Source organism: Pedobacter polaris (assembly GCF_005116505.1).
GTDB classification, from domain to species: Bacteria; Bacteroidota; Bacteroidia; order Sphingobacteriales; family Sphingobacteriaceae; genus Pedobacter; species Pedobacter polaris.
The window spans coordinates 101,449-128,312 of the sequence record NZ_SWBR01000002.1 but is presented as its reverse complement, the minus strand read 5'-3'; the positions used below and the strand labels follow the sequence as shown (position 1 = coordinate 128,312).

17 protein-coding genes are annotated in these 26,864 nt (G+C 36.5%); 7 read left to right on the top strand and 10 right to left on the bottom strand.

Annotation, left to right across the window (positions count from 1 at the left end):
- Positions 1–34: 34 nt before the first annotated feature.
- Together FA048_RS06890 and FA048_RS06885 are read right to left on the bottom strand one after the other, a co-directional pair.
- Entirely contained in the window at positions 35–3,190 is a 3,156-nt protein-coding gene (locus FA048_RS06890) for a glycoside hydrolase family 2 TIM barrel-domain containing protein (RefSeq protein ID WP_136839509.1), read from the bottom strand.
- Between the two features lie 261 nt (positions 3,191–3,451).
- Positions 3,452–7,312 (bottom strand): TIM-barrel domain-containing protein, encoded by a 3,861-nt coding sequence (locus FA048_RS06885; protein WP_136839508.1) that lies wholly within the window; start codon positions 7,310–7,312, stop codon positions 3,452–3,454.
- Between the two features lie 253 nt (positions 7,313–7,565).
- Between FA048_RS06885 and FA048_RS06880 the strand changes: the two genes are divergently transcribed.
- Both FA048_RS06880 and FA048_RS06875 read left to right on the top strand, forming a co-directional pair.
- Entirely contained in the window at positions 7,566–8,255 is a 690-nt protein-coding gene (locus FA048_RS06880) for a Crp/Fnr family transcriptional regulator (RefSeq protein WP_136839507.1), read from the top strand.
- Complete coding sequence (locus FA048_RS06875) at positions 8,255–8,839, top strand: molybdenum cofactor guanylyltransferase (protein WP_136839506.1); 585 nt, start codon at positions 8,255–8,257, stop codon at positions 8,837–8,839. Before FA048_RS06880 ends, FA048_RS06875 begins: the two co-directional genes overlap by 1 nt.
- 341 nt (positions 8,840–9,180) lie before the next feature.
- Here FA048_RS06875 and FA048_RS06870 read toward each other — a convergent pair whose 3' ends face one another.
- The 7 genes from FA048_RS06870 to nirB all read right to left on the bottom strand — a co-directional run bounded on the left by FA048_RS06870 (position 9,181) and on the right by nirB (position 19,750).
- A complete protein-coding gene (locus FA048_RS06870; RefSeq protein ID WP_136839505.1) occupies positions 9,181–10,659 on the bottom strand; it encodes a rubredoxin in 1,479 nt (492 codons plus the stop codon).
- Between the two features lie 6 nt (positions 10,660–10,665).
- On the bottom strand, positions 10,666–11,163 hold the full coding sequence (locus tag FA048_RS06865; RefSeq protein ID WP_136839504.1) for a nitrate reductase associated protein: 498 nt from the start codon (positions 11,161–11,163) through the stop codon (positions 10,666–10,668).
- A gap of 49 nt (positions 11,164–11,212) precedes the next feature.
- A complete protein-coding gene (locus tag FA048_RS06860; RefSeq protein ID WP_136839503.1) occupies positions 11,213–14,809 on the bottom strand; it encodes a nitrate reductase in 3,597 nt (1,198 codons plus the stop codon).
- 116 nt (positions 14,810–14,925) lie between these two features.
- Positions 14,926–16,224: an MFS transporter gene (locus tag FA048_RS06855; protein WP_225872500.1), complete on the bottom strand. Its 1,299-nt coding sequence runs from the start codon at positions 16,222–16,224 to the stop codon at positions 14,926–14,928.
- 90 nt (positions 16,225–16,314) lie between these two features.
- A complete protein-coding gene (locus FA048_RS06850) occupies positions 16,315–16,710 on the bottom strand; it encodes a hypothetical protein (RefSeq protein WP_225872499.1) in 396 nt (131 codons plus the stop codon).
- A gap of 60 nt (positions 16,711–16,770) precedes the next feature.
- Positions 16,771–17,115, bottom strand: coding sequence for a nitrite reductase small subunit NirD (nirD, locus tag FA048_RS06845; protein WP_136839501.1), 345 nt, complete (start codon positions 17,113–17,115; stop codon positions 16,771–16,773).
- Positions 17,116–17,230: 115 nt separating this feature from the next.
- A complete protein-coding gene (gene nirB / locus FA048_RS06840; RefSeq protein ID WP_136839500.1) occupies positions 17,231–19,750 on the bottom strand; it encodes a nitrite reductase large subunit NirB in 2,520 nt (839 codons plus the stop codon).
- A gap of 262 nt (positions 19,751–20,012) precedes the next feature.
- Here nirB and cobA point away from each other — a divergent pair, with 262 nt between their 5' ends.
- The gene (cobA, locus tag FA048_RS06835; RefSeq protein WP_136839499.1) at positions 20,013–20,777 is read left to right on the top strand and encodes a uroporphyrinogen-III C-methyltransferase; all 765 of its coding nucleotides are present in this window, start codon (positions 20,013–20,015) and stop codon (positions 20,775–20,777) included.
- An 866-nt stretch (positions 20,778–21,643) separates the two neighbouring features.
- Here cobA and FA048_RS06830 read toward each other — a convergent pair.
- Positions 21,644–22,393: a pyridoxamine 5'-phosphate oxidase family protein gene (locus FA048_RS06830; RefSeq protein ID WP_205943446.1), complete on the bottom strand. Its 750-nt coding sequence runs from the start codon at positions 22,391–22,393 to the stop codon at positions 21,644–21,646.
- 151 nt (positions 22,394–22,544) lie between these two features.
- Here FA048_RS06830 and FA048_RS06825 point away from each other — a divergent pair, with 151 nt between their 5' ends.
- From FA048_RS06825 to FA048_RS06805, 4 genes are all read left to right on the top strand, one after another.
- A complete protein-coding gene (locus FA048_RS06825) occupies positions 22,545–23,429 on the top strand; it encodes an oxidoreductase (protein ID WP_136839498.1) in 885 nt (294 codons plus the stop codon).
- Positions 23,430–23,507: 78 nt separating this feature from the next.
- Complete coding sequence (locus FA048_RS06820) at positions 23,508–24,305, top strand: AraC family transcriptional regulator (protein WP_136839497.1); 798 nt, start codon at positions 23,508–23,510, stop codon at positions 24,303–24,305.
- 391 nt (positions 24,306–24,696) lie between these two features.
- Positions 24,697–25,677, top strand: a complete 981-nt coding sequence (gene moaA / locus FA048_RS06810; protein ID WP_136839496.1) for a GTP 3',8-cyclase MoaA — start codon at positions 24,697–24,699, stop codon at positions 25,675–25,677.
- A 7-nt stretch (positions 25,678–25,684) separates the two neighbouring features.
- Positions 25,685–26,863, top strand: a complete 1,179-nt coding sequence (locus tag FA048_RS06805; protein WP_136839495.1) for a molybdopterin molybdotransferase MoeA — start codon at positions 25,685–25,687, stop codon at positions 26,861–26,863.
- Position 26,864: the final 1 nt, after the last annotated feature.

The following is a 26,864-nucleotide window of genomic DNA, read 5'->3' as shown; positions in this document are numbered from 1 at the left end:
CTAAAATAATCCTTCACTAGCTCCTGATGACAATTTATTTAATGGGTTTAATGTAATAACTATAACTGTAATCCTTAAATGGAATTTGATATTGAACCAATGGCATAGAACCCCAACTATCTATACCTTGTACACCTAATTGTTGCATGTCCATGTGTATGTAAATTTGATTTCGTTTAACCAACTCACCTGAATGATATTGTTTTTTCTCTGCTTCTGGATCTAAATCTTCTACCGAATAAGGCAAAGCATTAAAACTTAATAATTGATCGATAAATTCGAAACGTAAACCTTTCCCTTGTTTATTGGTAAATTTTACCCATCGCACATCTGATTTATTACCACTTTCTTGTGGGCGAGCATAAGCAAAATACTGTTCGTCAACTGTTGACTTATAAGTACCTATTAAGGATGCTGTTTTTCTATCTATATAGTTCTCTCCCGGACCACGACCATACCATTCAATATTGCTATAGGTTGAATTCAATTGTAGGTCGTTACCAATACGCATTAAGCTTTTGTAGTTACCCATAACTGCTTTAAATTGGTTATCAACTTTGATAGTACCGTCTGCAAATACACTAAAAATTTGTGTTGTTTTTTCATCGCCTTTTAGCAAATTAGCTGTTATTGTAAGTGTAACACTATTTGGTGTTGGAGCAACTATAGCTTGGATATTATTACTTGGATCTTGATAAACATTTCTCCACATGCGCAATTTTGTATTTAAACCAGCACCAATATCATTATCTGTTGGAGCACGATAAAATCCAGGTTGTGGCCCTGTAACCAAGAGTTCTTGCCCTTTAGAAAGGTAACTTATCAAAGTTCCTTTGGTTAAGTCAAAAGTTGCAATAAAGTCGCTGCCTTTAACTACTGCCCTACCTGCAGTCTGCTCAACTTTTAATGTTTTTTTAACTTCAGCATAATTACTTGATTTTGGTATACCCGCTAATGCAATTTGTTCGTAGGCAATATCATAACCTTTCTCCAAAAATGGCTCTGGTGTTTTTAAACGATAATATACATTTAAAAAATATTCTTTTCCTTCCTTGTAATTTGCTTTAAAAGGCAGCGTAAGGGTTTGTGTTTGGCATGGGCTAATATTTAAATCTGCAATCAAGCCACTTTGGACTACTTTTCCATTTTCTAAAACTTCCCAATTCAACTGTACATTACTAATATCTTTAAAGAAATAGCTGTTGTTTATATTTATTTGATTAGAGCCATTAAAGGTAGTTTTAATATATTGGTGAACTTTTTTTAACTCCACAGCCATAGGTGTCATCCCTCGATATGCGGTAACTACACCTTTCACACAAAAATTATTGTCGCTAAAGTTTTCATCAACAGGACCACTTAATGGAAAATCGCCACCATAGGCCATGATGCGCTTACCATTTTTAACTGTATCAATAGCTTGGTCTATCCATTCCCAGACAAAGCCACCTTGTAGTTTTGGATTACTCTCAATGGCATCCCAATATTCTTTAAAATTACCTAAACTATTGCCCATAATGTGCGCATATTCGCTCATGACAAACGGACGAGTGTTTTTTGATTTAGAATAATAAGGTAAATAATTTGGAGAAGGGTATTGAGGCACAATCAAATCTGTATTGAAATCATTTTCTGCTCTCTCGTATTGTACTGGACGTGTATCAGTTTTCTTTAACCATTCATAAGCTTCATAAAAGTTTATACCATTACCAGCTTCGTTTCCTAAACTCCAGGTTACAATTGATGGGTGATTTTTATCACGTTCATACATTCTTTGCACACGTTCCAAATGCGGAACTCTCCATTCTTTATCATTGGCAAAAGTTGTTTCTAAGCTGTAATAACGACCATGGCTTTCTATATTTGCCTCATCAATTACATACAGACCATATTCATCGCAGAGTTGCATCCAATAAGGATCTGGTGGATAATGTGAATGGCGAACAGCATTTACATTTAGCTTCTTCATCATTTCCATATCTTTTTCCATATCGGCATGAGTTAAGGTATGCCCTTGTGTTGCATTATGTTCATGACGGTTTACTCCTTTCAAGAAAACACGTTTTCCATTAACTAAAAAATCAGCTCCATTAATCTCTACAGACCGGAAACCAATACGTTGTGGAATTACCTCAATCACTTTTTCATTTTTATCTTTTAATGAAATGTATAGTGTATATAAATAAGGTATTTCTGAACTCCAGGTTTTAACATTGTTAACCTGTGTTTTAAAAGATAAGGTATTATTAAAATTACCCAAAACTGTTGTAAGCTTTGAGTTTTCTTTCCAGATGCTGTTTCCCTTGGCATCAACCAAGTCAAGTGCTACATAAAAACTATCAGGTTTGCTATGGTTTGTCCTACGATCAATTTTATAATTATCAACTTTTATATTTGCAGTCAATAGTCCATTAGTATAGGTTGGATCTAAAGTAGCTATGGTTTTGAAATCCCTAATATTTAATTTTGGCGTTGAGTAAAGGTAAACATCGCGTTCAATGCCTGAAATGCGCCACATATCTTGGCATTCAAGGTAGCTTCCATCACTCCAGCGGTAAACTTGCAAAGCGATTAGGTTTTCTCCAGGCTTCACATATTTAGTGATATCAAACTCAGCTGCAAGTTTGCTATCTTCACTGTAACCAACTTTTTTACCATTAACCCAAATAAAGAAAGCTGACTTTACTGCACCCAAACTAATAAAAACCTGACGGCCATTCCAGTTTTCTGGGATAATTATTTTTTTTCGGTAGGAACCTACTGGATTATTATCAACTGGAATATCAAATGGAGGATTCATTCTTTCGCCAGTTAATTGTCTGCCAGCAAATTCATAAGGCTGATTTACATAAATAGGTATACCATAACCATTTGTTTCCCAATTGGCGGGCACTTTAAAGTTATCCCATTTGCTATCATCAAAATTTATCTGAAAGAAATCTGTTGGACGCTTGTGTGGATCTTTTACCCAATTAAATTTCCACGAGCCATTTAATGACATAAAAAAAGTTGATTTTTCTTTGTCACGTTTTTCTGCCAATGCTCTACTTTCGAATGCATAAGCGTTTGCTCGCATAGGCATTCGATTTATCGATACAATTTCAGGTGTTTGTAATTCTACAGGTAATTCTTGTGCCTGTAGTTGCCAGACCAAAATTGATAAAGTTAATAAGGGTATGATTTTTTTCATTTGTGAGTTTGATTTGTGAGTGTTTTTAATATGATTTGTACTGCTATTTGATGTTAGCTTAAAATTATTATGGATTAAAACGATAAATCGGCTTTCTAATAATGAGCATCAATTGAATAAATTTTTATATAGTTATTCAGCGCAAACGTTTGTTTTTCTCTTCTTGTTAAGTACATGGCTTCCGGTAGTTTTACAACAACTCTGTCTTCCACTTATTTAAGTGAAAGACAGATTCATAATATCAGTAAAGAATAAATTATCTTACTCAATCGTAATGGAATTGAGGTTCTTGTCAACCAATAAACCATCAACAAGCTTAAGGTTAAAGGTTACTTTACGTTTGGCTTTTAATTTAATAAGGAATAAATCAACATTTCCCTTTAGCGTTTCTTTATCACCTACATTTACAAAAGTTGGATACAGGGCTTTTTTGCCATTGGTATGTAATCTATCGTAAGTAAGGTTATCCATTTCCTTTACTCCAAGGGCCTGTACACCTACAAAATCAAAATCTAGTGGATTGTATGGTAAACCAAAACTTATTGCATTTACACTAGCTAGATTTGTACCTTTCACTTTTACCTCCACAACTTCTCCCTCTTTGTAAGTTGTTTTTGCAGTAGTTAAAACTAAACTACCAGATAATTTATCGGCTTTACCAATTTCTACACCACCATCTAACTGCGTTGCTACATTAGAAATATCGTAAGCATCAATCAAGTTATTTTTATTTATATCACCATTACTGATATAACCATCAAAATCTCCATCGCCTTTGCGTAAACCAGTATAATTGGTATAAGAGGTTAAATCGTTACCATCAATTATTTTATCGTTGTTAATATCACCCGGAATGTAGCTTTCTGTTCCAGGCACCTTAAATACATATAATTCTCTTCCAGAACCAAAACCACCAACAGCAGTGCTAACAGCAATTTTGATATAACGTGCTGTGGGATGATCTTTAATTTCGAAAGTTTTAACATCCCCATTTTTGGCCCATTCAAATTTACCTGCTTCTGTCCATGTAGATTTATTATCGCTATAAAAAATAGTTCCTTTTAGCAACACTCCATTTCCTCCTCCAGCACGTGGTAAGTATTGAATTTTCTCTAATTGGTTTACACTTTTTAAATCCATTACAATATCAAATGGCACCGCATTTTGCCCCCATTTTGTATGCCAGCCATTGTCTATATCAAAATCAAATAATTTATTAATGCCAGAACCACCTTGATCTTCAGCTGTACTTGTGGCTCTAATTCCTTTTATGGCAAACTGTAATGGGTTTGTTGTAGTTGTTGCATCTATTTGTGCCCAATCAGAATTACCTTCTTTGTTAACTGCTCTTAATTTAAAAGTATAAGCCGTTTCTGGTGTTAAACCATCAAACACAAAAGTGGTATCTTTAATGGTGGTATATAACATTTCGTTAAACTCAATCTCATAAAAATCAGCATTATCTACTTTTTTCCAAGTTGGTTGTAGGCCAAAAGCACTTTTGTTTTTCTCGGTAACTTGAGCCAAAGCTGGTGTAGTTAATAAACCTATTGAAACACGGTTTTTATCAGTAGGCTCGAAACGGAAACCTTTAATTTCCAATACCACATTATTTACTGTTACATCAGTTGGTCCTAATTTCACTAACAACTGTGCATTTTTAACCATTACTACTTTTTCAAAATCACTTCCTTTTGTAGCAAAGCGATTTAAATTAGGTTTAGCATCATAAAAATATCCATTTTGTAATTGAGTAAATTCATCAACCGATTTAGCTTCTACTAATTTTACGCTTTTACCACCAATTTTAGCAGAAACACTTTTAGGTTCAGTTGTTACATTAATTACAAACGAAGTTGCTTTCTCTTTTACAAAACCTTCAAAATCGCCTTTGGTGGTTGCTATGGTTATTAGGGCATTATCCTTATCTACCGAGGAAGTAATTAGTGTAGTTACGTTTTTACCCAATTTATAGGCCTCAGTTATCCCATCATCATCATAATCTGTAAAATTGCTATTGCCACTAGGATAAACCTCATAGCTACGCAGTGCTTTGTTCACTTCCGAAACATTGTTAGTTGGGTTTGCCATTGGGATAATTGCACCATTTTTTACAAAAACCGGGATTTTCCAGATTGGTACATCAAAACTATTAATGACCCTATTTCCGGTGTATTTTTCTCCCGAAAAATAATCTATCCAAGTACCTTCTGGTAAGTAAATATTATTGCGGATATCATTCCCTTTTTCATCTGCCTTAGTAGCTTGATAAATTGGTGCTACCAAGAAGTGTGGACCAAATAGGTATTGATATTGGGTAGCTATACCTTGTGTATAAGCATTAGGGGCTGCTAAAAACATTGCTCTGATGATAGGCAAACCATCTACCGCCTCTTTTGCAATACTGTATTGATAAGGGAGCAAAGCTGATTTTAATTTCAAATAATTACGATTAATGGAGGTAACAGGCTCGCCTTGTGCCTGAGGATATTTTTGACTAGAACCCCAGCCATCCATATTTAATTGCATTGGGGTAAAAGTTTTCCATTGAAAATCTCTGATGTTCATTGCTCCATTTTTACCTCCAAAAATACCATCCATATCAGAAGTTATGTTTGGTTGACCTGATAAACCAGAACCAATATATGTAGGAATATGGAAACGAATGTACTCCCAATTACCTCCAGTTTGATCGCCAGACCAAATGGTTGCATAGCGTTGTGTACCTGCCCAACCATCTAAAGAAATAATAAATGGTCTTGCATTGTTACCGTAATCAGGAATGATTTGACCAACATCGGCTACACCATTTAATCCGAAAGAATAGCCTGCCCCTACCCAAGCTACATCTGTTTTTAAAACACGAACGCCAGCATCTTTTACTTCTTTTAAAATATCACGCTGTAACAACGGACTAATTTCTGGCTTCGGATGTAAATCAGATTGTGTCCACAAGCCAATTTCTACACCATTTTTACGAGCATAATCACCAAAGCTTTTTAAGTTAGCAATGTTACCGTCTAAAGTTTCGGTTTGACCATATCCAGCGCCATAGCCATCGTTTGGTAAAATCCAGCCTAAGGGCATATCGTGTTTTTTATACCTATCGATTACCGCACGAGCTGAAAACTGATAATTATTTTTTTCACCATTAAGCGATTCTTTAATTCCTCCATTATCTTTCTGGCTTTCTTTGTATCGTTGGCCATCTTCAAATAAAATCCCAGTACTATCTGCTTTCCAATAATCGCGGTTAAAAGCATTTAGATGGCCTTCATAAAAACCAAATTTTGGCAATAAAACTGGATTTCCTGTTAGTTGATAAAAATCGTTTAATAAAGGTACAGCACCATCATTCACCATCAAAAAAACATCCAAATAATCAGTTTCATGAGCTAATTTTACTGTTCCTTTTGTTGAAGCTCCAAAATCGTATCGCCCTTTTTTGAATGTGTAAAACATTACCCCATACCCTTTTGTGCTCCAATAGTACGGATTTGGAGAAGCCACACCACCATCTGTCCAGCTATTTTGGTTTTCGATTGCAATTGATTTTCCTTTGTGAGAAAAACGGCCATTCTGTACACCACCACCATAAAAATATTCTTCGGGTTGTTCTTTAAAGGTTAAAGTCACTTTATTTTTATCGAAAATAACAGGAACCATCTCCTCGATAACAAGAGTTTGGCTTTTTTGATTAATTACCTTAAATAAGTTTGTATTTTTATCTATTAGTATTGTAATACTTGCTGTTGAAATAAAGATTTGTCCGTTTTCATCTTTTACAGTAAGTATAGATACTGGCTTACGCGGATTTTTTACCAAAATTTGTGCTGTTGGTTTAGCTTCTGGGTCCCTGATCACACCACCATTATTATCTTGAAATAGCCTAAAAATATTTTCCCCATAAAAATCTACTGTCAATCTTTGATTATCCGAAAGCAATACCTCAACAGTTGTAGAATTGATTTTTCTTGCATTAATCACTTTCGTATCCTGTGATTTTTCTAGTTTTACACTATTTATTTGTTGTGCTGCTAATGGCAAAACAGACATAAAAAGAGAAAAAGCAAGTAAAAACAAAACTGCTTTACTGGGTTTAGACATACAAAATATTTTCATTAATTTTTAGGTTCGTTTAAGGTCTTCTCTATCTCAAAAGGCATTGTGAATATATTTTCATTTGCTATTAGTAGAGAATTAATAACACCAAAATAGGAATGAAAATTGTTTTTTAATATTTAATTACAACGCAAACGTTTGTTCTTTAAGTTAATTCCATTATTTATCCCTAAAATTAGCTGTGAGTTTAATTTGTATTAGGCTTGCATTAATTTTACCTTTTATATCCTATTTTTGTTCAATAGCCTTAACGATGAAGAAAAATAAAAGCTGTGATTTACAAACTTGTTTCATGTGCAAGCTCTCTTTGCAAGAATGGCATCCGGCTATTGCTAGTCATAAACAAAATTTTATAGCAAAAAAAGGAGAATTAATTATTAAAGAAGGCGACCCTGTAACTGGTGTTTATTTTGTAACTTCTGGTAATGTTAAAGTGCACAAAAAGTGGGGCGACAAAGAATTGATTTTACGTTTCGCAAATAACGGTGCTATTTTAGGGCATAGGGGAATTGCATCTAACTTATCCTTCTACCCTATTTCTGCTACTGCATTAGAAACTACTACTGTTTGTTTCGTTCCTATCGATTTTTTCAAAACTACTTTAAAGGTTAACAATGATTTTGCCTACGGCATGTTGATGTTCTATGCTGATGAATTAAATGCATCGGAAAAGAAAATGCGCAACCTGGCATTAATGTCTGTAAAAAGCAGGTTAGCCGTTGCTCTATTGAGTTTGAGAGATCAATTTGGATTAAATGCCGATGATTGCCTTAATTTAGATTTAAGCAGACAAGATTTAGCTGCTTATACTGGCGCCACCTACGAAACTGTTTTTAGAACAATGAATGAGTTAATTGCAGAAAAGCTAATTGTATTAAAGGGCAAAATGATCAGTATTTTAAATGAGGAAGGCTTAACAGATTTAAGTAACCAAGTTAAGTAATGATAGGTTTAGTACTTTGTGGTGGACAAAGTGTGCGAATGGGCGCAGATAAAGGAACTATGTTGGTTAATAATCAAACTTGGGCAAGTCTAGCTGAAAGAAAATTAAAATCTTTAAACATTCCAGTTAAGTTTTCTGTTAACACTGGTCAAGAAGCAATTTATAGCAACTTATTTCAAAAAGAAAATCTTATCCCTGATAACCAAACCCTACATATTGGCGGACCATTAAAAGGTATTTTATCTGTGCATTTATCAGCTCCTGCTGAAGACCTTTTCGTTTTAGCTTGCGATTTGATTAAAATGGACATCAGCTTAATAAATAAACTGATACATGAACAGAAACAGCATCCTGATTTTGACGCTTATGTTTTCTTAAATAATGAATTTTACGAACCTTTATGCGGTATTTATACAGCAAAAGGCCTAGCAAAAATAGTAAAGTTTTACAAGGAAGGAAACTTGAAAAAACATAGTATGCATGCAACGCTAGATTTGTTGAATACAGATAAACTAATCTTACCGGCTGCTGAACGAAGTTGTTTCAAGAACTTTAACTCTCCTACTGAACTTAATGAGTTATAATTTAGGATTTTTGAAAAGCAAACTTGTTTTTCATTTTAATGTTAGTCCCGCTTTCACTGCAAGTCCTCGCTGCGCTGTGGGCTTTTCGTTTAATCGGGTTTATTTTACGCAGGTTTGTGCTACTATGAAGGGTTTCCTTGCACAGGTCTAAGTTAAATAGCCCTAATTGAAGCGGTATCTTTTTGAATGTCATCCTGACGTGTGCCGATTTTACATCGGTAGCGAAGTCGAAGGACATTAAAAAAATACAAGCGAAAAGTAGGACTGCCTTAAATTTTTTAGCATTTGCCTTGCGCTTCAAATACTTTGATCAATTCCTTGGTTGTTGGTTCCAAAATCAATTATAAAATTTGAAGCGCCATTTTTTCCACCTTTATGAAGTTATTTTTATCGTTCTCACAAAGTGAACAACAAAAGTTGGTAGGCAAATCATCGAACTTTGTACCAGCCACAATGCCTTGAGTTACATCTCCTAAATCCTCACTGTAAACAGTAAAACAATCACTACATTGATATAGAAATTCTATTTCCTTAGCTATTAATTGGTCTGAGCTTGTTTGTGTAATTAGTTGTTCATTTTTAACCCCCAACCTAGCTTGATAAAATTTAAGTACTGCTCTGCGCACCTGTTCGGGCAATAAGGATTTTGGATTGCCTTTGCTAAAAACATAACCCGTACGCTCGTTAGGGTTAAAATTTTTAGCACATAGGATATCATAAACAGCAAATATCTTTATCCCTGGCAAATTGATCAAATACCTTTTCCTAATGAGTATACTACTAAATACCTCACTTTTTTTCCGAGTTTTTATACCAAAACAAATCCCGAAGGTTCTTGTATCGTTTACACTTAAATGTTTAACCAAATAGTTTTTTAATTCTAAACCTTCCACACAGTGGTCTTCTACCTGAAAATTCAATTCGTTTGCTGCATGGCGCATATTAACTTCAAATTCTTCTAATAGTGCATTCCAATAGTGTTTGTGTTGCTCATCAATTCCTTTAATGATGATTGTTTTCCAAGATGTACAGCAAAGTTGCCCTAACTTGGTCTCCAAACAGAGCAAGCAAATTTTCTTTAAAAAATCTACAGCAAACAACTCATCACGTCTATAAATACCTAACCAATATTTATTGTTATAACGATTTAGGCCCTCATAATAAGGTAAATTAAAGGAAGAAAGTGAAACCGAATTCTCAGCAGGTTTGGTAATGAAATTCGAAATATTTAACAAAGAAAAAAGCTTTTCCCCCCTTGCTTTTTCATTATCTATAAATGCTGATGGATTCGCATTAATAATTGCTTCTATTTGCTGGGTCATCATTGCTATATTATTGGTATAACAAAGTTGATTCCACTCGTAAACTACATTGGTTTTAGGAAAACGGATAATGAGATGCCAATAATGCGCCGATTGAGGAGAAGCTATCCAATTGATGTTTCCTGTTAGCATTGGTGTAAAACTTTGATTGCTATCACAAATATTTACTTTAACCGATGGCCGGAAATTAATTGCATCAAAAATATCTTTATAAACCCCTTCTGTTAACCAAGAATTACGAATAAAAATTTCTTCTGCGGGATAGGAACTAATGATGTTAGGAAAATTATTTTCGTCAACCTCATAATCAATTCCCAATTGATCAAGTTCATCAGTAAATGCCTTCAAGTTATAAGAGGCAATATCTACCAATAACTGCTGTCTTAAACCAAAACGGACAAACCTAATCCTACTTTTGCTAGTTGCAACAAGTATATTGTACAGATTTCCTGGAGAAATAATGCCGCCAGAAAAATTGATGATGATAGTTTGTTCCATATTTATTTAGCTTAATCCAAACTCTAATATTGCCTTCGGAAAATTTTTATTCTCATGCCCTGGCCTACACAATTTTAGTAAAGTAAAACGTTGAATGTTAGACAGTTTTTTCCATTGTTCTAAAGAAATCCTCATGCCCACTTCTTCCAATTTTTCTTCCAATATTCGTGGCAATTGATCTAATTCTGTCCAAATCGGTATTGGATCAACAGGTATAATTGTTGCTTTGTTGTTGGTGTATTTTTCAATCAAACTAAGTAAATAATTATAATAGTTCTTTAACTCAGTCTGATCTGAGATAGGCATAATCGCTAATTCTATTCTTTCATCTGAATGAAATTTGCTCCATTCTGATAATTTTAATTTAATGCCAACAGCATCCATCTTAAAACGAACAACCATGGGTATACAGCGAACATTATCTTCAATAAAATCTTCTTCGAATTTGAAATATTCAATTCCTTTTAAGTTTTTAAATTCCGATGGTCCGATAGGTTTTTTCATATTTTTATTATCTTAATCATTATACGTCATTGCGAGGCACGAAGCAATCTTAAAGCGCTGGGCTTGCTATTGGTTCAACAAGGAGATTGCTTCGTTCCTCGCAATGACGCCCATCTTCAACATCGTTTTTCTTCACATTTACAAATGAATCTAAAATTGCTTTAACTTCTGGCCTGCAACTACCACAACCCATTCCAGCTCCTGTAAGCTGGCAAAGTTGCAAATGATCCGTACAACCATCCTTAATTTTATTAATTAAGTTTCCTTCACCAACGTTGTTGCAACTACAAACTGTTTTGCCAATAATTGGTTCAGCAGTGTTCCCACTTCTCAATAATTGAAGACGCTTTTCGCTCAACTCCATTTTATTTTCGATTAGGTTTCTAAATTCTAAAAACTCGCTTTTATCACCAATAAGAATGGCACCAACCAATTTATCATTGTGTACAATACATTTTTTATAATAACGCTTAGCTCGATCAATAAAAACAATTTCCTCATAAGTTGGGTCATCATTTGGTATTTCTGCTAAACCCAAGCAACAAACGGCTAAGCTGTTCATTTTTAAGATGTTCATTAAAAGACTGCCCTTGTAATACTTAGCAATATCTCCACAAAGAAACCTAGCAACAATATCAGCTTGTTGTTCTGCAGCAGCAGTTATCCCATAAAGTTCACCATCAAATTCAGCAATCTCACCAACAGCAAAAATATCCTTTTCGCTAGTCCTTAAGTATTCGTCAACCACAACACCTCTTTGACAATCAATACCAGCTTCCTTAATCATTTCTATATTAGGCACTGTGCCAATGGCGATCACCAATGTTTCGCAGTCTATTAGCAAACCACTTTTTAAACGAATGCCTGAAATATTCTTATCACCTAAAAAACGATCAACTTCATCATTATAAAAGACCTCAATACCTTTACTTATTAATTCTTCGTGTAGCAACTGACTACCCAATGCATCCAATTGTCTACCCATCAATCGTGAAATTCGTTGTATGATTGTCACTTTTGATCCAGTTTCTGCTAACGAAGTGGCCAGTTCAATTCCTAATAAACCTCCGCCCACAATAATTACCCTCCCTGTGGTGGTATCAATATGCTTTCTAAAACCATCAGCATCATCACGACTTCTCATTGTAAATATACCTTCCAACTTCGGAATATCCTTTAAAACAAAAGCTCTACTTCCTGTTGCCAATAATAAGACATCATAACTATGGATTTCTCCCTTACTGTCTGTAATTGTTTTGTTGTGTTTATCAATCGTTTCAATTCCTAAACCTCTATGTAATTTAATGCGATAATCCTGTTCTTCACTATCACTCATCTTAATTAGGTTTTGCCAAGGCAAAGTCCCAATGATATAGTCTGGTAACAAAACTCTATTATAAAAAGGAAAATTTTCTTTACTAAAGATTTCAATATCATCTGTAGTATTTAATGCCCTATAACTTTTTACAAAACCACAAGCGCCAGCCCCAGCACCAATTATTACTATTTTCTGCCTTGCTTTTTGGTAAAGCTTAACTTGTACTGCTGTATATTTAAAATCTGGTTCTTTACTTATCGGATCAACCAGATTGTTGGTAAGGTTGTTAACTCTATTCAAATCGCTGTCTAAAATCAGTCCCCAATGCATTGGCATAAACACCACACCTGCTTTTATATCATCAGAAAATTTAGCTTTAACCCTTACATTTCCCCTCAGGCTTAAAACTTCAACAACATCATTATCGGCTATATTTCTTGCTTTTGCATCAGTGGGGTTAATTTCTAAAAAAGATTCGCTGATATGTTGATTGAGCTTATTTACTTTTCCTGTCTTACTTCTGGTATGCCATTGGTCTCTAATTCTTCCTGTTGTTAAAATTAGTGGGTGGTCTGGCGTTAAAGGTTCAGACTTATTTTGGTCGCTAAACGACTGAATATTTGCTTTTTGATCTGGTGTATAAAATTGATGGTCTGTAAATAATCTTGACGTACCATAACCAGTACTATTTTTAGGATAAGGCCACTGAATTGCTCTTTTCTCTTTCAAAATAGCATAACTCAAACCACTTATATCAATATGGGTTCCTTCGGTTAGTGCAGCGTGTTCATCGTAAATGGCAGCTGCATTTTCAAAATCGAAACCTTTATAACCCATCTTCTTTGCAAAACGACAAATGATTTCTGCATCTGGAATTGCCTCCCCTGGTGCATCTACAATTTTACTGAGGTAAGAAATATAGCGACCAGCATTGGTCATTGTGCCTTCTTTTTCGGCCCAAGCTGCTGCTGGCAATACTACATCTGCATATTTTAAAGTTTCAACTTTGTTGCTAATATCTTGTACCACAACAAACTTCGCTTTCTTTAGTCCTGCTTCTGCTACGCGAACATCTGGCAAACTAATTAACGGATTGGTGCATAAAATCCAAACAGCTTTCAATTTCCCTGTATTCAATTCCTCGAACATTTCAGTAGCGGTTAAACCAGGTTTTGCACTAATTGTGCCCAAAGGGATTTGCCAAAATTTCTCTACCTCATTTCGGTGTTCTTCATTTGCTAAATTTCTGTGCGCTGGTAACAAATTACTTAATCCGCCAACTTCCCTACCGCCCATTGCATTAGGTTGACCTGTTAAAGAGAATGGTCCGCTGCCAGGTTTACCAATATGACCAGTAATGAGGTTAAGGTTAATTAAGGATAGATTTTTATGGGTACCAATTACACTTTGATTTAAACCCATTGTCCACATGGTGATGAAACCCCTAGCATTTGCTATATAAGATGCCGCAAGCCGGATGTCACTTTCAGCTACGCCACAAATAATGGCTGCTTCAAATATGGTGGTCTCAAAAACGGTTTCCTTGTATTTTCCGTAACCATTGGTACTATTGTTAATGAAATCTTGGTCTACCTTGCCGTCCTCTATCAAACATCTTCCTATAGCATGGTGTAGCGTAATATCGGTACCTGGATTTAGTTGTAAATGAACATCCGCTAAAGAACAAGTTTGGGTTTTCCTTGGATCGCTTACAATGATCTTTAAGTTTGGATTTTTCTCTTTAGCAGCTTCTACTCTTCGCCATAAAATAGGATGACACCAAGCAGGATTTGCACCAGATACAAATATACAATCTGCTAATTCTAAATCATCGTAACTAATGGGAACACTATCCTCACCCAAACTCATTTTATAGCCCATTACTGCACTACTCATGCACAAACGGCTATTCGTATCAATATTATTGCTTCCAATAAACCCTTTAATCAGCTTATTTACTACGTAATATTCTTCTGTTAAACATTGTCCGCTGGCATAAAAAGCTACACTATCTGCACCGTATTTTTTAATTAGTGTTTTAAAAACAGCAGCCGTTCTTTCTAGAGCAACATCCCAACTTACCCTTTGTAAAGGCATGTTTTTATGATACCGCATTTGCGGATAAAGTAATCGATCACTTTTATCATTAACGGTATAATGCAAATTCATTCCCTTGCTACACAACATCCCTTTATTAACAGGATGATTCACATCACCGGATACAGTAATATGCTCATGCGCTTCTTTGGTAACAACAATACCACAACCTACTCCGCAATAACAGCAGGTTGTGGTTTGAGTTGCCAATATGTTTTTTTGATTGTTCATAGTTAAGGGGACAATGGTTGATAGTTAATAGTTTATGGTTCAATTTCCAGTAATCTATGATTATATAGACAACTCGGCTATCAACTATTGACCATTAGCTATAAGCCATCAACTAGCTATTTAGCAGTAACGATATTCAAATCTTCAATTCCTGAGCGTTTTTGTGCAGTAACCGTTCTAAAAACCAATACTGCAATACCAATTCCCAATATAATATAGCCCAACAAGGTGAAAGCACTGGTATAATCAATCAAGTCTTTTTGAACAGTTACACCGTTTTCTACAACATTTTTAACAACGTGTGTTGCTTTAGCCTTAAACATGAAAGCAATTAACATTGCACCAATATTACCACCTGCGCCAACAATTCCTGCCACGCTACCTACCGCCAGTGGGTTAATAAAGGGAACCAAACTATAAGTTGCGCCATTTGCCATTTTTAAACTCATTCCAAAAATGAACATCATTAAAATAGCCATACTAATGTTGCCAGATTTTGCAAACCAAATAATCCCTACTCCCTCCACTAAAAGTAAAACAGAAAGCAAGAGCGTTTTACCATCAAAGCCCCAAGTTTTGTCAATTTTATCAGCTACAATTCCGCCTAATGGTCTAGCGAAAATATTAATCCAGCCAAAAATCCCAGCAACCATTCCTGCAATGGCTATTGTTGAGCCAAACGAATCTGTAAAAAAGATAGGTGCAAAATTATCTACTGTAATTTCTACGCCGAAACAAGCTGCATAGGCGATGGTTAAAATCCAAGTGCGGTAATCTTTAGCGGCAATTAAAAAAGTATTCTTGGTGCTTTTTTCTGTTGCAGGTAGGTCTTTAAAATCACCTTTTGGGCTATCAAGTGTATACCGATGATATAAAAAAGCGCAAACCAATAACATTACTCCTGGAACAAGCATGGCAAACCTCCAACTATCTTCGGTGCTACAAAGGCCCAGCGCAGTAAAACCAGATGCAATTAATGGCATAAAAAAGTTTGCTGCTCCGCCACCTGCATTTCCAAAACCACCTGCAGTTGCATTGGCAGTTCCTTTAATGTTAGGCGCAAACATAATGGAAGTATGAAATTGGGTAATTACAAATGAAGCTCCAATAACCCCAATTGCTAACCTGAAAAGTAAGAAAGAGGTATAAGATTGACTTGTGCCTATTAGCAAAACTGGAATGGCACAAATGACCAATAACCATGTATAAATCAATTTTGGTCCAAATTTGTCTATTAACCTACCAATTAACAAACGAGCAATAATAGTGGCAGAAACAGATGCGATTTGGATATTACCTACTTGGTCTTTTGTAAGATGCAGTTGCTCTCTGGCTATCTTCATTAAGGGAGCCATCCCAAACCATGCAAAAAAACAAAAGAAAAAAGTAAGCCAAGTAATGTGAAAGGTTTTCATTTGAACACCTTTTAGCGAAAATATATTAAGCCTGCTTAACGGCTGAGCGGTTATATTAGTCATGATTGCTTAATTTAAAATGAGTAAATATTAAAACTTATAACCCAGGCCTACGCCCACGTTCCATTTTCCATCTTTAGCTGCTGTTTTAGCATTATAATAAAATGGTACTTGCAAGGCTACGTGATGGAAAACAGCTGTTGCACCAAAACCAAGATTTGGTGTAACCAATGTATTTTGGCTTGCTCCGGTGGCAACTTTATCTTCCTTAATTCTTATGCTAGGCAACATACCTACTAAAATTGTATATGGTTTTTTGCTGAATTTAATACTGGGTCCTGCGCAGTTGACAAAAGCACCATTGTCAACATATCCCGCAACTAGAATTCCATCAAACAAAACAGCTTTTGTTTGGGCTTTTGCGGTAAAAAAGAGCATAGTTAATGCTAGGCAGCCAGTTAAGGCTACAAATTTTTTAAGATTCATAATGTCAGTTTTTTTGTTGGTTTAAATTACGTATGACTGGTTATTTCATACGATTATGATTTATTTCGGAGATTTCCCGATGTAGACAATTCCGTTATCAATTTTTACCGGATAAGTTTTAATAGCGCATTCATCGCCACTTAAACATTCGCCAGTATGAAGTGAAAAAGTCTTTTTGTGGAATGGACAAGCTACTTTAGGTTCATCTGTAGTTGATCCAATCATTCCTCGGCTTAAAGCCATCTGTTTGCGGTGCGGACATTCATTCTGCGTTGCAAACCATTCATTTCTTCTCTTAAAATAAAAAAGGGCAATTTGTTCTTCACCATTTTTTACACAAACGCCGCCATTTTCTACGGCGTCTTCGACTCGGCAAGCTGCTAACCAATTTGATGTGTCTGTCATCTTCTTTAGGGTTTAAGGTTCATAATTAAACTGGTTCATAGTTTTTAGTCAATAGTTAATAGTCGTTAAGCTTATTAATCCAAGCTATTGACTATTCGACAATCGACCATACACTTTATATTTGGTTAGAAGTTTTCCATTCTGCTACGCGTTTCTGTCCACGCATATCTACAAATTCAATGGTTGGATCTTTCTCCTCTGGTGCATTCACAAAGTGAGAAAATCTTTTTCTGATGGCAGGATTTTCTACTGCCTCCTTCCATTCGCATTTGTATGAACTAATTAAATTTTCAATTTCTTGTTCCCATTGTTCGGCCATTCCTAAACTATCATTAATTACTACGTTGCGTAAATAATCAATTCCACCTTCCATTTTATTTAGCCAAGTTGCTGTTCTTGTTAATGGGTCTGCAGTGCGGATGTAAAACATTAAAAAGCGATCGATATACTTGATGCAAGTCTCACTATCTAAATCGGTTGCCAACAATAAAGCATGTTGAGGTTTGCTACCTCCATTACCACATACGTATAAATTCCAGCCTTTTTCTGTTGCGATGATACCAAAATCCTTACTCTGCGCTTCAGCACATTCTCTAATGCAGCCACTAACGGCAGATTTGAATTTGTGTGGTGCTCTAATACCTCTGTATCTTTCCTCAATTCTAATGGCATAACTTACACTATCATGTAAACCAAATCTGCACCAAGTACTTCCTACACAACTTTTAACAGTTCTTAAACCTTTGCCATAAGCATGTCCGCTTTCAAAACCAGCTGCAATTAACTCTTCCCAAATAATTGGAAGGTCATTAAGGTGCGCACCAAACATATCAATGCGTTGTCCTCCAGTAATTTTGGTATAGAGATTATATTTTTTGGCTACCTCGCCGATGATAATTAATTTATCTGGTGTAATTTCTCCTCCTGGAACTCGGGGAACCACAGAATATGAACCACCTTTTTGAATATTCGCTAAAAAACGATCATTACTATCTTGCGCAACATCGTTTCCTTTTTTCAGAATCATTTCATTCCAAAGACTTGCTAATAATGAAGCAACTAATGGCTTACAAACTTCGCATCCATCATTTTTACCAAACTCATTTAAAACTTCATCATAACTTTTCAATTCGTGAATATGTATCAAATCGAAAAGTTCTTGTCTACTGTAGTTAAAGTGTTCGCAAATTACGTTTTTAACGTATTTACCTTGAGATTTAAAAGTATGAACCATTAAATCTTTAACCATCGGAATACAACCACCACAACCAGTGCCGGCTTTTGTACACTTTTTAATGTCGTCTAGATTTTCACAATTTTGATCAGTAACCGCACTGCAAATATCACCTTTACTTACACCTTCGCAACTACAAATTAATGCCGAATCTGGTAAACTTGTTATACCTGCTCCGTCGCTTTCTCCCCCACTTCTACTTCCAAAAATTAGTTCTTCTGGATTTTCTGGTAAAACAATTTTGTTATTGACAGTTTGCAACAGCATATTATATGCTGTTGCATCACCAATCAATATACCTCCTAAAAGGTATTGTCCATCATTACTTACATTTATTCGGCTATAAATTCCTTTATGTTTATTCTCAAAAATAATTGTCCTACAATCTGGTTCATCTATAAAATTATCACCAAAACTAGCTACATCAATTCCTATCAATTTAAGCTTGGTACTCATATCAAAACCTGTAAACTCTTTATCGCCTTCACACAAATTAGCAGCTAATACTTCAGCCATTTCATATCCTGGAGCAATTAAGCCATAAATCATCCCATCATATAAAGCACATTCGCCAATAGCAAATACAGATGGATCACTTGTTTGCATTTTTTCATTCACCAAAATTCCACCTCGCTGGCCTACCTCAATACCACATGCCTTAGCTAACTCATCCCTAGGTTTAATCCCTGCTGAGATGACCAACATGTCAACCTCTAAATTTGTATCATCGCTAAATTGCATAGCTGCAATTTTTCCATCACCTACTATACTTGTTGTGTTTTTATTCAAATGAATTTTTAATCCTAGATCAGCTAATTTAGATTTTAGCATTTCACTTCCTGCAACATCAATTTGCCTAGGCATTAAACGAGGTGCAAACTCTATAATATGAGTTTGTTCAATTCCCAAATCTATCAAGGCCTTGGCTGCTTCTAAGCCCAATAAACCTCCACCTATTACCGCTCCAGTTTTTGCTTTTTTAGCAAACTCACTTATCAATTCTAAATCTTCGATGGTACGATAAACAAAAACTCCATCTTTTTCAACACCTGGTATTGTAGGTACAAAAGCGGCAGAACCCGTAGCGAACACTAAATAATCGTATGAATAACTTAATCCATCTGCAGCATACACCATTTTAAAGTCGCGATCTATCTTAGTAATGGGATTACTTAAGAAAAGTGTAATATTTTGTTCTTCATACCAAGTTGCTGTAGATAAAGAAAGATCTTCTGCTGTTTTACCATTAAAGTACTCACTTAAATGAACACGATCATAAGCTCTTCTGCATTCTTCACCAAAAACAATTAAATTAAACGACTCAGATTTCGATTTAAGCTTTTCACAGAACTTATATCCAACCATTCCATTTCCAATCACGATAATTTGAGTTTTTTTCATAATTTTTTAGTATTTTCTTAAAACTAAACAGTTTTTCACCTAAATATTTTGATTTTTTTAACTAAAAATCTAAAAACTTACCATTTTCTAATCTATTTTATGATATTTTGAATATCAAAAACCAATTATTATGATTAATGATATTCAAATATAGACTCTAGAATGATAAAAACATAAAATTTTATGATATTTATCATAAATAATTTAATTTTTAAGATATTTTTTATCATTTTTACGAAATAATACTAGAATATTTAAAATTATGGAGCTAAAAACAAACGATTTTGAAGTATTTATTGTAGGAGGCGGTCCAGGTGACCCAGAATTGATTACAATGAAAGCATTTAATGTAATTAAAAGAGCAGATGTTCTACTTTATGACAACTTAAGCAACAAAGATCTATTAGAAATAGCTCCAAAGTCTTGCAAAATGGTTTATGTAGGCAAACAACCTTATGGTTGTTATACTCCGCAAGAAGAAATAAACAGATTAATTGTAGCCCATACTAAAACCCATAAAGTTATTGTAAGGTTAAAAGGTGGTGATCCTTATATTTTTGGAAGAGGTTTTGAAGAATTACTATATGCAGAAGAGCACGGTATTAAAGCAACATACATTCCAGGCATTAGTAGTATGCAAGGTGCTGGTTTTATGGACATCCCTTTAACCCATAGAGGAATAAGTGAAAGTATTTGGATGATTACGGGAACTAAAAAAGATGGAAGCCTTTCTAATGATTTAAAATGCGCCATGAAAAGTTCAGCTACTGTAGTTATATATATGGGTATGAAGAAAATGGAAGAAATTGCTAACACTTATATTAAAGGTGGTTTAGGCTCAATGCCTGCGGCAATCATTCAAAACGCTACGCTACCACATCAAAAACAGGTAATATGTGAGGTAAAAGACCTATCGGAAGCTGCTTCAAGAGAAGGATTAGCCTATCCGGCAATTATTATAATAGGTAATGTGGTTAAAGCTAGGGAAGTGATTTACGAGACTCAAAACAGGTTATTGGCCGTTTAACAGAAAGCAATGGGATTTACATCGGCAGCGTAGCAACAGCCTGTCCTGATTCATCGGGAAGATAGCTATTAAACTATAATCGCTTCATTAAAACACTAAAACGAAATCCAAAGCAGTAATATTGAGTACTCAATATCACTTGCCATTAGGCATCAGCTGATTACCCCTATTTTAACCATCCTCACCTAACAGGTACTTCTACCTGCTTTTAAAAACCGTATTACCACGCTTAAAAGATTTACCACATTCTCCTTTCTTTGAATGTAAGACATGTATGCTTTTTATAAGCATATCAACTGTTTTAGCAGGCGTAAACCGAAAAGCCTTAACAGAGTAGGTAAATCTAATTCATATCTTATCATGCCAGTATTACAACCCAAACAGCAAGTTAATTTAGGGCCCTTTACCCGCGGCGCAGTACTTACATTCACTGCCCCAAAAACAAGCAGCATTCAACAGTCTCCGTCATTAGACGGCACGCCTATCAACCTGGCCTTTGTGCCCAAAAGCGTTACCTTAACATCCGGTAAAGTTCATATACTTGCCGCAGATTCAGCAGCAGTAACCTATACGGTACAACAAAGCTAAAATACCAATAGGCTTTTCAGCTAACGCTACTTTTGGGATCTTCATGTTTAACGAACATGGCTCATGCATAGCAGAAACTACAAATCAAACTAACGTGCTTTTGGGGCAATAGCAAAATACCCAAGCTTACGTTAGTTTGAATTAACCAATTTTAAGATTTACCTATAACAGATCATTATCCTGTAGAATTCCAATTTTAAAATTATACAAGGGAATCGATTGGTTTATTTACTTCCCGATTGCTATCGGGACGAATTTCGCAATTTCTCTTCCGCCTTTTACCCATTCGAAGCCTTAAGCTTCGCTATCTCTCTACTCAATCTTTCGTTTGCCTCTTTTAACCGTTCTGATTCTTCTAGATGCCCCTTAAATGCGGCTTGGATTTCTTCCTGTGTATATCTTGGTGTGATGTGCTGGGGGCAATTCCAATCGTAACCCTGAACCTTGAAGAGCATGATGAACTTGGGTTTGTATTGATAATCAGCCAGGCTAAGTTTTTCAAAAAGGCTGGGCCGATCAGCCAGGGATACCACTTCAACTTCAGCGAACATCTTAAGCCGGGTTTGGGAAGCCTGGTCAAGAAAAAATAAAGCCGCCTTATTGTTGGTTTTAATGTTGCCAGTAGAGATGTACTGCTTATTCCCCTCAAAATCGATGAAACCCAGGGTCGTTTGATCAATCACTTTTAAAAAACCTTTTGGACCTCCCCTAAACTGGATGTAAGGATAGCCACTTTCGCTAATGGTTGAAAGGTAGAAATGATCTTGACCCATGATGAAGTCGATCTCACCCTCTGAAAGGCCATCCGTTGTTCGTGAATGTACCATTCGGGCGTAAGCTGCCCTGCTGCCAAATTTTTCTTGTAAAGTTTTCACCTCCTTTGTAAAGGCAATCTCGGGATAGTTCATATGATCAGCGTTTTTATACAAATTACGATTAATTTTCAGGAACCGATGATTAGCATAGATTTTTATCATAGCGATGACAGTCTGCTTTTCATTCAATTTTTTCCCAGCATGGTGTTGCATGAATAAAGATGGAGCGTTCTTTTGCCTTGCCGATTGCTAAGTCCTAACTGAACCTATAATAAATGACCTTTTCAACAAAGTAGATTGAGCCTTTAAACAAAGCTAATGCTGTGCTGCACCTTTACCTTTGTATCAAATAAAAATCAATAACATGAAAAAAGTTTGGTTCATAACAGGCAGCTCCAGGGGACTGGGTCGCAGCCTAACAGCAGCGGTATTGGCAACAGGAGATCTGGTAGCAGCAACCGCAAGGGATATTAGCACACTGAAAGACCTCAACGAAAAATACCCCAATCAACTCTATCCACTCCAACTGGATGTTAACATAGCAAAAAATATTGTAGCTGCCGTAACAGATACGATTGCACATTTTGGAAGGATTGACGTACTGGTGAACAATGCAGGCTTCGGCATCACTGGAGCAGTTGAAGGTTATACGGAAGAACAAGTGAGCAGTCAATTGCAGACCAACCTTTATGCCCCTATTGCATTAACCCGAGCAGTACTCCCTTATATGCGCAAGCAAAGATCAGGGCACATCTTGCAGGTCAGCTCCATAGGTGGCAGGGTTGGCAGTGGAGGCGTAAGCATTTACCAGGCTGCAAAATTTGGCCTCAGCGGTTTCAGCGAGGGCCTGGCGATTGAGGTGGCTCCATTGGGCATCAAGGTAACCTGCATTGAACCAGGGGGTTTTCGTACCGACTGGGCGGGAGATTCAATGACTTATGCCCCACACATAGAAGGGTATGAAACTACGGTAGATGCCAGGGTGAACGCCTTTAAGAGCGGGGGCATAAAACCAATGGGAGATCCTGATAAGGCGGCCAAGGTAATGATTAACATGGTGAACCACCCACAACCCCCACTTCACCTGCTGCTTGGCAGCGAGGCCGTGGCCATTGTGAAGTATTCAGAGGCGGCAAAGCTTAGGGAGCTTGAGCAATGGGAAAACATCAGCATCTCCACAGATGCAGACGATGCCGAAAACTTTTTGCAGACGGAACACGGCAAAAAATACCTAAATTTAAAAAAGTAACATTCAATTAAGTTGATGGACTGAGCAATGGACATTCCTTGCTAGCCAAATTGTTCTTCCATCAACCCATTTAAAACTATGGCTCCCAAAATAAACCATCCAAGCATCTCTTATTCCTGCTATTACGCCAAGAACAGGGAGGGTGAACAGTTCGTGAGCGAGCATGTGTTTAGCTACCAGATCTCAGGCACATTGACACTCGGTTATGGAGAAAAGCAGCATGTCTTTAACCCTGGGGATTTTAGGTTGATTAGGCGAAACCAATTGGTCAAATTCCTTAAGGAGCCCCCACCAGGAGGCGAGTTCCGCTCGGTTTCGGTGTATCTAGACCAACACACCCTGCGCAGCATGAGCGTGGAGCATGACATCCGTGCATCATCACCAACGGCCAAGGGCAGTTTTGTTAGTCTAGCTCCTCGTCCGCTGCTCAAAAGTTATATCGATTCCCTATCTCCTTACAATCAAGATGGAGTTAAAATGGATCCAAAGCTCGTAGCTATCAAGTTGCGTGAAGCCATCTTCATCTTATTGCAAGGTAATCCAGAATTAAAAGAAATGCTATTTGACTTTAGCGACCCCATAAAGACCGACTTGCACGCATTCATGGAGAAAAACTTTCATTTTAACGTGCCCTTAGAGCGTTTCGCTTACCTAACCGGACGAAGCCTTGCTACCTTTAAACGTGATTTCCAGAAAATCTTTGGCAACAGCCCGAGCAAGTGGCTACAGCAACGGAGGTTGCACGAGGCCCATTACCAGATCAGCGAAAAGGGCAGATCCGCCTCGGAGATTTACCTTGAACTTGGTTTTGAAAACCTTTCTCATTTTTCCTTCGCCTTCAAGAACAGGTATGGTGTATCACCATCAAGGCTCTGAAACATGCTAACCAAATGAACATATTGGCCCTTCGTTGAGCGTTAGCCGTTGCTCGTTGTTCGACTTAAACCCCTCAACAACTCCCCACCTCAACAACTTAACCTAAAAATGACACCTTTTCTAGTCAATCGCGAAAAAAATAGCTAAATTCCCACCTGCAAAACGGCAATGAGCCATCAGTGGTGGTTGTTTAGAGGGCGATGCATTGAAAAAAGCACTTTCGGCTATTCATCAACAACAAAAAAAATGGTTACTTATGATACAACTGATGAATTTGAGTGGCGATACTGGAGCGAAATACCTGATACAAAGATGTAGCTGCCATTGCTTTCGAAGAAGGGCATATTGATATAGATACTGAGGCAGATTACCATAACTTAACAAAACAACAATGATAGCAGATTCTTTTGGACGTGTGCATGATTACTTACGGATATCACTTACTGATAACTGTAACTTCCGCTGCTTTTATTGTATGCCCGAAGAGGATTATGATTTTACGCCTGCGGCTAGATTAATGCAGCCTGATGAGATTTTAAGTTTGGCTAAGCTATTTGTAGCACAAGGGGTAAAAAAAATAAGGTTAACTGGTGGTGAGCCATTAGTTCGTAAAGATGCAGCAGAGATCATTACCAACCTAGGGAAGTTACCTGTAGAATTGGTAATTACCACCAACGGGACAAGAATTGCAGAATTGTTACCTACCCTAAAAGCTGCAGGCATTAAATCCATCAACATTAGTTTAGATACCTTGCAGCCTGAGAAATTCATGCTCATTACCCGTCGCGATCTTTTTCATCAGGTGCGGAGCAATATTGAACTTTTATTGCAACATAAGTTTACCGTAAAAATTAACATGGTGGTGATGAAGGGCTTAAATGATGATGAAATCAAGGATTTCATAGATTGGACCAAACATCATCCTTTGCAGATTAGGTTTATAGAATTCATGCCATTCAGTGGAAATAGATGGACAAGCAATAAAATGTTCTCCTTGGCCGAGATACTGCAGGTTATTGAAAAAGATTTCACGGTTCTTCCTGTTAAGGCAGAGCCACATGATACCGCTAAAAGTTTCATGATACCAGGCCATGAAGGATCATTTGCCATTATAAGTACCATGACTGCTCCATTTTGCGACACCTGCAATAGAATGCGTTTAACTGCAGATGGCAAATTAAAAAACTGTCTTTTTAGCGATGGAGAAACAGATTTGTTAACTGCATTACGTAACAACGAAGAGGTATTACCGCTTATCCACGCTTCTATTTTAAGCAAAAAGAAAGAATTGGGTGGTCAGCTCGGCAAACACTTTGAGCAGATTGACACCGCCACCCTACAAAATAGAAGCATGATTACCATTGGAGGATAAACCAAATATGATTACCGTAGCCGAAGCAAAAACAATAATCAATAACAATGTCACTCCATTAGCAGCCATCAACTTAAATCTGGCTCAAGCTTCAGGACATATACTTGCTGAAGATAGCTACGCTAACTGTGATATTCCTGCATTTAGACAATCGGCTATGGATGGTTATGCTTTAAAATTTGAAGAAGATTTAAAAGAATTGACCATTACTGGCGAAATGGCTGCCGGAACGGCTATAAAGTCAGCGCTAAAAGCTGGAGAAACACATCGAATTTTTACTGGTGCACCATTACCTGAAGGAGCAGATACAGTGATCATGCAAGAAAAAGTTAGTGTAGAAAATGGTAAAATATGGCTTCAAGACCTCAATCTTAAAAAAGGACTAAATGCAAGAGAAAAAGGCGCTGAAATTAGTGCTGGTGATTTAGCGATGAGCAAAGGCAACCTTTTAACACCTGCAGCTATTGGATTTTTGGCCGGCATTGGTATTACAACTGTTTCCGTATTCCCTATGCCTAAGGTTGCCATTATTGTAACTGGCAAAGAATTACAAAAACCTGGACTGACACTTAATTTTGGTCAAGTGTACGAATCTAATTCTTACTCGCTTACCGCAGCATTAAAAAATGAAGGGATTACCGAGATCGCTGTATTTGAAGCAGATGATGAGCTTGATATATTAACCAATGTACTCAAAGAAGCACTGGCAAATGCCGATGTAGTTTTACTGACAGGAGGTGTAAGTGTAGGTGATTATGATTTTGTAATTGAGGCTTCGCAAAGATGCGGCATAGCACAGTTGTTTCATAAAGTGAAGCAAAAACCTGGCAAACCACTCTATTTTGGTAAAAAGGAACAACAATTGGTCTTCGGGCTTCCTGGCAATCCTTCGTCTGTTTTAAGTTGTTATTACAATTATGTATTGCCTTGTTTGAAACAATTATCCCAGAAAGAAAATACGGTATTAGAATTAAAAGCAGTGCTTACAATGGCTTACCAAAAACCAAAAGGATTAACACATTTTTTAAAAGGGTTTTATAAAAATGGGCAGGCAAGCCCATTAAATGCACAAGACTCTTATCGATTAAGTTCTTTTGCCCAAGCAAACTGTTTAATCTGCTTACCTGAAGAAGAAGAAAGTTTTAAGGAGAAACAATCGGTAACAATATTATTATTACCAAGCTAAG